Genomic DNA, 13033 nt, shown 5'->3' on the forward strand with positions numbered 1-13033 from the left:
GATTGATACCCCTGCCTTCTCACAAATTGGTAAAGACTGAAATAACCATTTATGCTACTAGATTAATTTGATGTTTTTGTTCATCATCTATTATCTAAAACTCCTAAAAAAGCTAACTGATTTATGTTTAGAACACTTGCTATTGAACAAGACTATATCTGTACACACCCTTTTCCTTCCCAGCTATAATTTCTTTACGTTCCAGTAAAAGGTCAAGTACACTTAATTTCAAAAACAAATGTAATCACTGCTTTTTTATATCGATTAGGGTACATTTTTTTAATAATATCCAATCCACTAAACTGGAAATTTATAATCTTGATACATGTCTTTCAAACGCATTTTTAATATTTTTCCAACACCATTTCTTGGAAGTTCATTTACAAAAACTACTTGTCGGGGCGTCTTGTATTTGGCAAGGTGTATTTGACAATAATCAATCAATTCTTGCTCCGTTACTTCCACCCCGTCTTTTTTAACAACGCACGCAAGTATTTCCTCTCCCATTCGTTCAGATGGTACCCCAATGACTGCTGCTTCTGATACAGCCTCATGTTTTGTCAATAATTCTTCCAAATCACGTGGATAAATATTAAATCCCCCACGTATAATCAAATCTTTCTTTCGGTCAACAATAAATAAATAACCATCTTCATCGATCTTGGCCAAATCACCAGTATGCAGCCATCCACCTTTAAGCGCTGCTCTTGTTGCTTCCTCATTTCGGAAATAACCTGGAGTAACATTATCCCCTTGAACTAATAGTTCTCCAACTTCTCCAGGAGATAGTTCATTACCTTTCTCATCTACAATTTTAATTTTTACACCAGGTATTGGTAACCCTACTGAACCTTCCTTAATTGGCATATCTTTACGCTGACCCGCAACCCCTGGTGATGCTTCTGACAATCCATATGCATCATGTACTTCCGCATTAAATTGTTCAAGGAATTTTTTTCTCAGACTAATTGGTAATGCCGCAGATCCAGATCCGACCGTTTCCAAAGAGGACAAATCATATTTATCGGCATTTGGATTGTATACCATCGAATGAACCATAGCTGGAACCGCAGCAAAGGAGCTCACTTTAAATCGTTCAATAGCTTTAAATACTTCTTCAGCATCAAATTTAGAAAAGATGACGACTGAATTCCCTTGTATAAATAAACCATTCATTACTCCAAACCCGTAAATATGTGCCAAGGGTAAGACACCTAAAGTAGTGCCCCGTTTATCATTATCTCTCAGAGCAGCACTATTCGAAGCGCTTGCATATAAGTTCTTATGTGTAAGCATTACTCCTTTTGGCTTTCCAGTAGTTCCTGAAGTATACAGTATCACTGCTACATCACTTTCTGTTAAATCTGTCCGCCTCTCCTTATTTATATCTACATTTTTGAGTGCTTTTTGCCATTCAATAATTTCTACATCGTTCTCCTTCCCCAAATCTTCCGCGTGTGGAGCGTCAATACAAATAATTTTTGGTTTCTCCATTAAACTTAACCCATCCGTAGCCTTTACCATTTTACTTAGAAGAAATGAAGAAGTAACAATGGCCTTCGCTTCCGAGTCTTCCAAAATATAATTAATTTCCTTTTCATGAAGGCGATGCATTGCAGGAACAACTATAGCTCCTGAGCGTAAAATTCCTTGATACGAAAAAATAACCTCTGGACAGTTCGGCATACAAACCAATACCCGTTCACCTGCCCCTATTCCGAGTGAATCTATTAGACAGGAAACCTTTCTTGCCATATTCTCAGTCTCAACGTTTGTGTAAGACTTCTCCCCATAATGGAGAAGAGAATACTCACCAAATGATTTAATATTTTTTTCTAATAACTCTGTAAGAAGCATCTTGACCCTCCAATAAGTTTCCAATATTTTAATTCATTGATTGTAAACGTTTACAATATATGATTATTAAAATACTTTTAAAATAGTACTAACTGCTTCCAGAAATTTTTCTCTTATTTTCGGCAAATGAATTTGTCTTTCTTTCCGTAATAACCAGCATGATAATTAAAGTCAAACATGATGAATCCCGAGTAAAATGAACACTTTTTTACATTTCATCTACTTCACTTCCAAGTAAGTATTTAAGGAGGCTGGGACATAACTAGCCAAAAATAGTAAATAAAAAGGTTCCAAGCAAATCAAAAGTTTGCTTGGAACCTTTTTTATTGGCCTTCAGAAAGCCGAACGCTGGTTCTACATCGATTTTACGTTTTCCGTAAATTTCACCAGTTTTCTCGTCTGAAAGCTTCGCACGTACATATTCTTTTTGGGATTCCCACTTTTCATTCATGTAGACTTTTCGGTTGTTTCCTTCTTTTGCTTTCGTGCATAAATTGCGGAGTGGACAGCCCGAACAGTCCTCACATTCGTACACTTTAAATTCACGGGTGAATCCGTACCTGTCTGTTCGTTTGGAATGATGACTAAACCGTACTTTCCGTCCATTTGGGCACAGAAAAGTATCTTCCTCCTCATTATATTCCCAATTATCTACATGAAAAGCGTTGTCCTTATGCTTCTTTTTCTTCTCCTTTCGATATTGATTGTATGTAATAAGTGGCGTTCGATTTCGATTCTCGATGATATCTTCATAATTCTGTTCACTGCCATATCCGGCATCCGCGACAATGTGTTCCGGCAGTTCGAAAAAGTTTTCTTCAATCGAGTCGAGAAAAGGAATTAAAGTGCGTGTATCCGTCGGGTTTGGGAAAACATCGTAAGCGAGCGCGTATTGACCTTCCGTTGCAATCTGGACATTGTAACCAGCTTTCAATTGACCGTTCTTCATATAGTCGTCCTTCATGCGCATAAACGTCGCATCCGGATCTGTCTTTGAATAACTGTTACGGTCCCCGAATTTCTCCATATCGTTTTGGTACTTTTGCTTACGAGTGATGAAATCCATAAATTGCTTCCGGGCTTGTTTTGGAAATTTACGTTCGGAACGGATTTTCTTTCGTTCGCTACCAACCTCACAAGCTTCGATTTTTTTATCGTATTCCTCAACCTTATCATCTAACTTTTCGACTACTTCTTCCATTTCTTTGACGGAAAGTTCCTCTTCATTTTCTCGCTCTATTGCCGGGATGATCTCCTTCTCCAACAGCTCATCATACAGTTGATTGGACTTTTCGATTAGCTTATCACTATATTTTTCAACGGATTTCCGCCACACAAAGGTGAACTTATTGGCGTTCGCTTCAATTTTTGTACCATCAATAAAAATGGCTTCCTCTTCAATCACTTCCTTTTCCACGAGCTGATTTCGGAACTGGACAAAGCATTCACGCAATAACTTTTCGCTGTGTGGATTAGAACGGAATCGATTGATCGTGCGATAGCTGGGTTCATGTCCTTGAGCCAACCACATCATACGGATACTATCCTGTAATAAAGCTTCTATTTTACGACCAGAAAACACGGATTGCGTATACCCACACAAAATGATTTTCAACATCATACGAGGATGGTAGGCAGGACGCCCAGTTTGTCGTAAGAAATCCTCGAAAGCTTCTTCCGGAATACTCTCGACAAGATCATTGATCGCAAAAGCAATATCATTCTCTTTCAATTTAATTTCTAAATCTAGCGGCAAAACTACCTGATTCATGGTATAATGTTTAAACATAAGGACACCTCCATAAATTATTGTGTAGTTACTTTAATTTTATCAAAAGGTGTCCTTTTTGTTTACTAAAATAATGTCAAAAAAGGCGTGGGGCCTACACTTTTTTTAGTGTAAGCTCCTACGCCTTAATTTTTATTTACTGGAGTTTTGTCCCAGCCTCAATTTTATCCAACTTTGAAATTACGGTGTCAGACTAGTTGAAAATATGGAAGAGTGAAGTCATCGTCTATTTGTTCGAATAGCACTGTCACCTCTTTATCCACTTCGATTTGCTCTCTATCTCCTATAATACGAGTCATCATCCTTACGCCCTCATCGAGTTCAACAATACCAACAACAAATGGAACTTCTTCCTTATATGGACCAAATGCTTGGTGTACTACTGTATAGCTGTATATTTTCCCATTTCCAGTGACCTTCCTCCACTGAATTTCCTCTGAAAAACAATACGGACAAATGGAGCGCGGGTAGAAAATATTCTCCCCACATGAACCACATTGTTGTATTAATAATTCCTTGTTGTTAAGACCTTCCCAAAATGGCCGGGATTCTTCATCAGTTACTGGCTTGGAGATCTTTTGACTCATTCTTTAATCCCTCCCTAAAATAACAGTTGAAGTAGAGGATAAGACTCCTCCAGTACCGTGGACTAAGGCAATTTCTGCATTATCTACTTGACGCGCCTCGCATTCGTCTCTTAGTTGGCGTACTGCTTCAATGAGGAGAAATATTCCATACATACCAGGATGACCGTACGACAATCCACCACCATTTGTATTCATAGGGAAGTCCCCGCTGGGTGCAGTTCGCTGACCGCTTACAAAAGCTCCGCCTTCTCCAGGTTCACAAAAACCTAGAGATTCCAAAGTAAGAAGGACTGTTATTGTAAAGGAATCGTAAATTTCCGCTACATCAATCTCTGTACGTGAAACGCCAGCCATTTCAAACGCCCTTTGTCCTGATTCACGAGCGCTAGTAACCGTTAAATCAGGCATATTAACAATCGTATTATGGGAATTAGCTTCCCCGTGTCCCAAAATCCAAACAGGTCTTTTCTTCGTTCGCGCAACAACTTCTTTTGACGCGACTATGACAGCGCCGCCTCCATCAGTAACCAAACAGCAGTCTAGTAGATGAAGAGGTTCTGCAATATATCGTGAATGAAGTACATCCGAAATTTCTATCGGCTCTCTTTTATAGGCCTTCTCATTCATCGATGCCCATTTTCTCGTTGCAACAGAAACTTCTGCCAACTGTTCAGACGTTGTTCCATATTGGTGCATATGTCTTGTTGCTGCCAAGGCATATGCGCCAACAGGTGTCGGCAACCCATATGGAAGTTCATACTGTGCTGTCAAAGGTGCACGAAATGTTGAATTCATGGGATTTGTACGATTGGTACTTCCATAAGTAATTAATGCTACTTCGAATAATCCCGCCTCAATTCCCGCCACCGCATGCCCTACGTGTGCTTCGAATGAAGAGCCACCTATGTTTGTTGAATCCGTATATTTGGTATCAATGCCTAAGTACTCTGCCAGCATCAGACTAGGTGCCCAGGCCCAATTACCAGCCGTAAATAATGCATCAACATCGTCTTTTGTTAGACCGGCATCGGCTAAAGCAACTTTTGCCGCTTGTGCTTGCAGCTGCAACACATTTTTATTGGGCGTTTTACCCAAGTCTGATTCTGCAACACCAACGATTGCAGCAGTTCTATCAGATTTCATTCATATCCACCTTTCCAAAAACACACTGTATTTTTGACTATTTAAAGTATTATGAGACAAGTAACGAAATCAAATAAATCGTTTTTCTTAAAGGCGGCATGGACTTATAATAATTCCCCTACTTTTACATATCCTTTTAATAAATTTCTCGCAATGGTACGGCGTTGAATTTCATCCGTACCTTCAAAAATCCTAGTTAAACGTAATTCACGATACCATCTTTCAATTGGTAACTCTTTCGTATAACCCATTCCACCATGAATTTGCAGTACACGATCGACCACTTGATTGGCCATAATTGCTCCATTTAATTTTGCCATAGACGACTGATGACGAGCGTCAAGTCCTTTTTCGGCCATCCATGCTGCACGTAACACAATCCACTTTGCAGCTTCAATTTCCACGGCAGAATCTGCTATCATCCATTGAATGGCTTGCCTTTCTGCAATAGGTTTTCTAAATGTTTCACGCGTTTGAGAATAGTCAATGGCCATTTGCAGTAGTCTTTCAGCAGTACCCACTGCACGAGCCGGAATCATAATTCTACCATTTCCAATCCATTTCATCCCAGCTTAAACCCTTCACCTACTTCACCCAATATGTTTTTTTCAGGCACACGTACATTTTCAAAGATTAATGTCGCTGGTCCCCATTCACCCATTGTGTGAATATATTCAGAGCGCCAACCCATATCACGATCAACCAAGAAACAAGTTACCCCGCCATTTGCTCCTTTTTCTTTATCCGTTACCGCAAAAACCATGACAAAATCTGCTTCATTTCCCCCAGTAATGAATACCTTCTCTCCATTTAATATCCAGTGATCTCCATCTTTTACTGCAGGCATTTTAATACTTTTAGCATCAGAACCCGCTCCTGGTTCAGTTATCGCAAAACAGGATTTTTTTTCACCATTAATAACGGGGTACAAATATTTTTCTTTTTGTTCCTCATTACAATCGTAAAGAATGTTATCGGCGGAACCACCAAAACTGAACGGTACAAATGTACGTCCCATCTCCATAGCAATTAATGCAGACATCATTGCTCCAAGATTTGCTCCACCATACTCTTCTGGTGTATTGATTCCCCAGAAACCAATTTCTTTTGCCTTTTCCTGTAATTCTTTTACTTTTTCTTTTGTAATGCCTGGTTTTCCTTCTCTTTCATTCTTTAACACTTCTTGTTCCAACGGTTTTAATTCCTTATTAACAAAATCTCTTACTGTTTTTTGCACCATTCTTTGCTCATCTGTTAAAGTAAAGTCCATTCTATTCATCTCCTTGGTTAGATATAAATATTGGAGAACAACCTTTGACTGATAAATAAAAAGGTTAAATGTTTGGAAAGCTTTTATTATTCACATCAAACTACTGACTGTTTAGTATTAGTTGGATACTAACTAGTTGGTATCCAAATTTTAAAAATATTATATCATCTCTCAAATCAAAATGAAAGCGCTTTTAATGAATTTAATAAATTTTTTTATGCTTGACCTCTTCCTCAAAAAATTGCAGATTTTGAAATGAGCAAGCATTAAATAGGGGCGGCCGAGACATAACTAGCCCAAAATAACTTAAAAATGGTTCCGATCATCGGTTTTTGATGATCGGAACCATTTTCATTGAACGATTTTCCTTATCTATTGTTTGATTTGTGTTTATGGCGGTGTACTTCCTCAAGTTTACCGCAATAAATGCAAATCCTAATTCATTTTCTACTTTCTCTTTGCCCCCTCACGGACAGACCAGGTTTTGTCCCGGCCCCGGTATTTTTCTTGCTTTGGATTTACTTAAACGCTTATTACTTTTGTATATTTTATACGTACGCATTTTGTATCCGTTCTATTGCTTTTATTCACTAGTTAATTTCACATAGGGTCTTTTTACTTCACTCTTACCAAGACACTTTTAATTTCAGTATAATTTGCCAGACCATATTCTCCGCCCATTTCTCTACCAATACCCGATTTTTTATAGCCACCAAAAGGCATTGTTTCAAGCTCTAAGCCAAAATCATTTACCCAAACCGTACCTGCTTGCAATTTGCCAGCAATATAGTGACCTGTTCGAATATTTTCGGTCCATACACTAGCTGCTAAACCATAATCACTATCATTAGCCCGCTTGATGACCTCTTCTACGTCATCAAAGACGAACACAGCCATCACTGGTCCAAAAATCTCCTCCCTAGCAATCGTCATATCATCTTCCACATCGGCGAAGATCGTAGGCTCAACGAAATAACCTTTATCAAAAGCTTTCTTTCCGCCTGTAACCAAACGTGCTCCTTCCACTTTCCCTTTTTCAATATAATCAAGTACCCTTTTCTGCTGTTTTTCGGAAATAAGCGGTCCCATATCTGTTTCTGGATCCAGACCCGATCCTAGCTTCATAGCCTTAGCACGTTCCGCTAATGCTTCGACAACATGATCATAATGACTGCGGTGAACAAATACACGTGTCGTTGCACTACAGTTTTGACCATGATTATACATGGTCCCATTAAAAGAACCTTCAATCGCTTCCTTGAGATTTGCATCTTCTAATATGATACTGGGTGACTTTCCGCCAAGTTCCAACGTCACTCCTTTCATATCATCGGCTGCTTTTTTCATCACATTCTTCCCGGTAGCTGTTGATCCGGTGAAAGCCACTTTCGCAATATCTTTATGCGTGATAAGTGCTTCGCCTGCTACATCGCCAAACCCTGGTACAACATTGACAACACCATCCGGAAAACCCGCTTCTTTAAATAATTTTGCTGCATAAAGCAGAGATAACGGTGTATTTTCAGCTGGTTTAATAACAATGGTACATCCAACCGCCAAAGCAGACCCAAGTTTCCATCCAGCCATTGCAAGCGGATAATTCCACGGAATGACCTGGCCAACCACACCAACTGGTTCATGCACGATATAGTTCAAATAATCAGGAGATACGTTTACCGTTTTTCCCGTAATTTTCGTCGCCCATCCCGCATAATAGCGAAAATGCTCCACCGTTCCATCTACATCATCTTCCAATGCCATTTTATAAGGCTTACCGTTATCTAAGGCTTCAAGCTGTGCAAGTTCTTCTCTATGTTCTTCAAGTAAATCGGCAAACTTATAAATAAGGCGCGAGCGTTCAGCTGCTTCCATCTTTGTCCATTCTCCATAATCAAATGCCTCTTTCGCTGCACCAACAGCAGCGTCAATATCTTCTGCTTTTGCCTCACTCACCTTTGCAATGGACTCTTCCGTTGCCGGGTTGATCACATCAAATGTCTGCCCGCTGATGGACGGTACATAAGATCCGTTAATATAAAGTCCCTTTTCACCTTGTAAAAAATCTTTTACTTTTGACTTTAAAACGATTTCTTTTGTAGCCAAGGAAAAAACCTCCTCATTTCATTCATCACCAATTGTTTCTGCATCCAAGAATATTTTGGTTGCTTTGCCAGACTAATAGTTTCGCACGATAGTGAATGTTTGCATCATGATTGCTGAACTGATATTAAGTTGTTTAAGACGCTTTTTAATTTTGCTTCTTCTTCCGTCGATAAAGGAAGTCTTGGTTTACGTGACGGCCCACCGGCAAAACCTTGCAGTTCCATGGCTCGCTTTACGATTTGTACCGGCTTTCCTTCCCCCTCAAGTAAGTTGCATAACGGGAGCAAATCATCATATAATGCCCAGGCTCGATCCATGTTTTTCTCTTTCACACTATTATACAAATCAGCTGCCAAGCGTGGTACTATATTTGCTGCAACAGAAATCCAGCCAGTTGCCCCAACTAAAAACGACTCTAATGCTAAATTGTCTGCACCACAAAATGTTTTAAGAAATCCTTTTCCCTGTCTCGTAATATCCCGAACTTTACTGATATCACCACTGGATTCTTTAATGTGTGTGATATTATCAACCTTTCGTGCCACATTTAATACTGTTTCTGTCCCAATATTAATCCCGGACGTAAACGGGTTATTGTAAAGCATAACAGGAAGCGTGACAGCATCAGCAACCGCTTTAAAATGTTCATAAATCTCTTCATCTTTTGGATGGGCATAATACGAATTAATTAATAAAGCAGCATCCGCACCGACAGCTTCCGCCTGCTTGGTATATTCAATGGCAGCCGTTGTTGTTTCAGCGGCCGTTCCTACAATAACTGGAATGTCACCATTTACCTGTTCGACAGCTATTTCAGCTATCTTATAGCGTTCTTCCTTGGTCAGACTAACAAACTCCCCTGTACTCCCGTTTACTGCAATCCCCGAAACACCTTCATTTACGAAATGGTCAATGTTTTTCTTTAGGCCCTCGTAATCTACTTCAAAATCATCCGTCATCGGTGTAATTAATACGGGAAATGTTCCTTCTAACTGTTTCATGATCAAATTCCTCCTTAAGATTGTGATACTCATTTTAAATAAAACATAGCCTCATTACTTTAATAGAAATCCGTTTTTCAATGGATCATCCCTGTCATAAATAAAGTGATGCATCCCTGTCGTGAATCCTTGTGCTTGTATAGAAAACCGTTTATTCGTTTTGTCGACCAGATTTGCAACCAATACACTATCAAAAATGCTTTTATTTATCAGCTTAGTATGCTCCCCTCCAGCCTCAAGTTGTGCAGTAAAGATAGCAAACGTACTATCAATACCAGGAGAACGAACAATATTTCCGTCGGGGTCAAAGATAATCGAACGTACCTCGTTTGAGGCGGTGTCGCTTGATTGAGCTAGAATAATGCCTGATAGATCGGGATAGGTATTACCGTATTGCTGTGCAGCCTTTTTCCCCCATTTCATAATGGCTGATAAATATTCGAGTTGAATACTTGGGATTTCATCCGGTAATGCTTTTATCAAATAACGTCTGGATTCATCCACTTCCACAACACGATAGTCCGATTGATTTTCTAGCAAATGGGTGCTGCTTTCCAACGAAATGGCGTCGACTTGCTCATTCGTACATGCGGCTAGAACAGTATATATCCCGTTAACTGTTTCAATCCGATAGCAATCGTTTTCCGTTCGCGCTAAATTACCTGTCTCAATAAGGGCTGTCACCGTTGCTATTAAAGCACTATAGGAAAACACTTTTTTGCGACTATGGGCAAAAAACAGTAACCCGACATCGGCAACACTTGATGGTAAAGTGATACAACCGCGCATTCCTTGATGTCCTCGTGGCTCATTTAATAGAAAATCACATTCATCTTGATACACCGTACGCAAATAATCATGATTTGCCATGATATCTTCTTTGTCCAGTGTGATCGATGAATGGACGACAATCCGGAATGCTTCCCCTGCAACATGGGCATCAATGGTAGAAAACATCGTTGAAAAATTCATTTATACCCCCTCCTTCTCATGCATTTCCATCGGAGGTATCAACAAGAATCCTTCTTTTAGTGGATCTGTCTCATCGTAGAAAAAACGATGCATACCCATGATCCAGGCTGACCCGGTAACCTCGGGGATTACGGCGTCGCATTCCTTAACGGTTGCTAATTCTAGTATTCTAGCTTTAAAGAATGAACCGACAATACTTTCATATACAAATAACTCATCAATCTTAATTTCGCCTTTTGCAAACATAGTTGCTAATTTTGCAGAAGTTCCTGTCCCACATGGGGAACGATCAATACCTCCGGGGGGAACGACAACCGTATTTTTCAAATCTGCATCGGGATGAACCGGATCGGTATAAAATTCTATATGTGTCAGTCCACTGATAAATGGATACTCGGGATGGACAACCTCCACTGTTTCATTTATTTTATTCCGAATCGTAATCGCTTTATCAATGATGTCTGATGCGTTTTCTTTCGTTAATTCCAAACCGAGTTTTCTGGCATCAATAATCCCGTAAAAATTACCACCATAGGCGATGTCACATGTTATTCGGCCTATTGTTTCAACTTCAATGTCAATCGATTTTAATAGAAAGGCTGGGACATTATTAAATGTTACCTCCTCCGCTTTACCATTGGTTACTTTAATCGTGGTCGCCACTAAACCAGCTGGCGTATCCAGGTTGACATGGGTATATGGTTCAGTTGATTCAATTAATCCCGCTTCGACAAGTGCGGTACAGACTCCGATCGTATCGTGTCCACACATTGGCAAATACCCACCCGTTTCAATGTAAATAACACCAACATCAGCATCCGGATGACAAGGGTCAACAAGTAATGCACCCGACATGACATCATGGCCCCTTGGCTCATTCATCAAAAATTTACGAATCCAATCATAGTTTTCTTTCATGTATAACATTTTCTCCGACATGGTATTCCCTTTTAATGGTGGTAAGCCACTAATAACCGTTCTGGTAGGATTACCGCCTGTATGGGTATCTATCGTTGAAAACAGACGCTGAAAATTCATTTAGTTTGTCACCCTTTCTTTAAAGCGATCATAACGGAGTGGCTCAATTGGAATACATGTATCCTGTTCTGCAAGCATTTCCTGCATCACCTTGCCAGTAACTGCGGCAAGGCTTATGCCATCCCCCTCATGACCGGCCGCAACATAAAATCCTGGCACCTCATCAACATGGGAAATGATTGGCAAATGATCTTCTGTCCACGGTCTGAGTCCTGCATAGGTGCGAATTACAGCCATATCGGCCATTTTCGGGTAGAATCGGACTGCCCGTTTGGCGATCAGTTGTGTGACCTTTTGACTTACTTTGGTATCAAACCCATTGAATTCTCTACTTGAACCAATTAAAAAATTTTGACTTTCGGTTGGTTCAAAGACTAACGCAACGCCGTATTTTTCGGTTAACGCATCCACCTGTCTCACCCCGCCAAACTTGGAAATCAAGTAACCAAACTCCATGACCTTTCTCAAACCAACAGGCATCTGTCTGGATGCAACCATTAACTGCCCTTTTCTGGGTTTGATGGGAATCTGAATATCTACCATTTCACCGATTACCGGGGCCCAAACACCACCAGCGTTTACAACCTTATTAGCCGTAAAGTTTTGCTGATTAGTTTCAATCATGAATTCACCCGAGGCTTGTTTCGTAATGTTTTTCACTTCTGTATTGGTATGTATTTTTGCACCAAATTTCTTCGCACAATCAAACAGAGAAAACGTTAACATATATGGATTGACGGTTGAATCTGTTTTACACTCCAATCCACCATACAGGTCATCAGCAAAATATTTCGATTCATTTCGTAAATCCTCCCGATCCAGCATTCGGAAATCGAGGCCAGCTTCTTGCTGCTGATTTACCCACTTTTCCGCTGCTTCCATTTCCGCATCATTTTCACATACTAAAATACTGCCGGGATTGCGATATTCAAATGGAACATCAAGTTCTTTACTTAACGTATGTACCAGCTGTTGACTCTTTAAGGACATCTGGCTGTCAAAGCCAGGGTCCTTATCAATAGCCAGGATATTACCATCACATCTGGATGATGTGCCACTAGCCAACTCTCGCTTTTCGAGAACCGTTATATCTAAACCGGCTTTTGCACCGTAATAGGATATCGCCGCTCCCATGATCCCGCCGCCAATGACGATAATGTCTCGATGAAGTTGATTATTCATGATAGTCCTCCTCTCATCATGCTGTAAATAGTATTGCAATTTTCATGCCAAAACAAAATATAGAAATACCTCAAAATGATGTTGAACTTTT

The 13033-nt window shown here is 39.9% G+C and carries 8 protein-coding genes and 2 pseudogenes; all 10 read right to left on the minus strand.

The window, feature by feature from the left end:
- Positions 1-297 precede the first annotated feature (297 nt).
- Positions 298-1857, minus strand: a complete 1560-nt coding sequence (locus tag O2S85_RS11200) for a class I adenylate-forming enzyme family protein (protein ID WP_269409424.1) — start codon at positions 1855-1857, stop codon at positions 298-300.
- Between the two features lie 325 nt (positions 1858-2182).
- A pseudogene (locus O2S85_RS11205) lies at positions 2183-3646 on the minus strand (IS1182 family transposase); the annotation flags it as partial.
- Between the two features lie 188 nt (positions 3647-3834).
- Positions 3835-4233: a Zn-ribbon domain-containing OB-fold protein gene (locus O2S85_RS11210; protein WP_269409425.1), complete on the minus strand. Its 399-nt coding sequence runs from the start codon at positions 4231-4233 to the stop codon at positions 3835-3837.
- Positions 4234-4236: 3 nt separating this feature from the next.
- Complete coding sequence (locus O2S85_RS11215; RefSeq protein ID WP_269409426.1) at positions 4237-5376, minus strand: acetyl-CoA acetyltransferase; 1140 nt, start codon at positions 5374-5376, stop codon at positions 4237-4239.
- 104 nt (positions 5377-5480) lie between these two features.
- Positions 5481-6646 (minus strand): annotated as a pseudogene (locus O2S85_RS11220) (acyl-CoA dehydrogenase family protein).
- A 615-nt stretch (positions 6647-7261) separates the two neighbouring features.
- A complete protein-coding gene (locus tag O2S85_RS11225) occupies positions 7262-8749 on the minus strand; it encodes an aldehyde dehydrogenase family protein (protein WP_269409427.1) in 1488 nt (495 codons plus the stop codon).
- A 104-nt stretch (positions 8750-8853) separates the two neighbouring features.
- Positions 8854-9750, minus strand: a complete 897-nt coding sequence (gene dapA / locus O2S85_RS11230) for a 4-hydroxy-tetrahydrodipicolinate synthase (protein WP_269409428.1) — start codon at positions 9748-9750, stop codon at positions 8854-8856.
- 54 nt (positions 9751-9804) lie between these two features.
- Positions 9805-10722, minus strand: a complete 918-nt coding sequence (locus O2S85_RS11235) for a proline racemase family protein (RefSeq protein WP_269409429.1) — start codon at positions 10720-10722, stop codon at positions 9805-9807.
- Positions 10723-11760, minus strand: coding sequence for a proline racemase family protein (locus O2S85_RS11240; protein WP_269409430.1), 1038 nt, complete (start codon positions 11758-11760; stop codon positions 10723-10725). It lies immediately after the preceding gene.
- Entirely contained in the window at positions 11761-12942 is a 1182-nt protein-coding gene (locus O2S85_RS11245; RefSeq protein ID WP_269409431.1) for an NAD(P)/FAD-dependent oxidoreductase, read from the minus strand.
- Positions 12943-13033: the final 91 nt, after the last annotated feature.

Origin of the sequence: Lentibacillus daqui (assembly GCF_027186265.1) — a bacterium.
GTDB classification, from domain to species: domain Bacteria; phylum Bacillota; class Bacilli; order Bacillales; family Amphibacillaceae; genus Lentibacillus_C; species Lentibacillus_C daqui.

Bases quoted from the DNA above. Each gene is read 5' to 3' on its own strand.
- O2S85_RS11200 (WP_269409424.1), bottom strand. From the start codon at position 1,857: ATGCTTCTTACAGAGTTATTAGAAAAAAATATTAAATCATTTGGTGAG.
- O2S85_RS11210 (WP_269409425.1), bottom strand. From the start codon at position 4,233: ATGAGTCAAAAGATCTCCAAGCCAGTAACTGATGAAGAATCCCGGCCA.
- O2S85_RS11215 (WP_269409426.1), bottom strand. From the start codon at position 5,376: ATGAAATCTGATAGAACTGCTGCAATCGTTGGTGTTGCAGAATCAGAC.
- dapA (WP_269409428.1), bottom strand. From the start codon at position 9,750: ATGAAACAGTTAGAAGGAACATTTCCCGTATTAATTACACCGATGACG.
- O2S85_RS11235 (WP_269409429.1), bottom strand. From the start codon at position 10,722: ATGAATTTTTCAACGATGTTTTCTACCATTGATGCCCATGTTGCAGGG.
- O2S85_RS11240 (WP_269409430.1), bottom strand. From the start codon at position 11,760: ATGAATTTTCAGCGTCTGTTTTCAACGATAGATACCCATACAGGCGGT.
- O2S85_RS11245 (WP_269409431.1), bottom strand. From the start codon at position 12,942: ATGAATAATCAACTTCATCGAGACATTATCGTCATTGGCGGCGGGATC.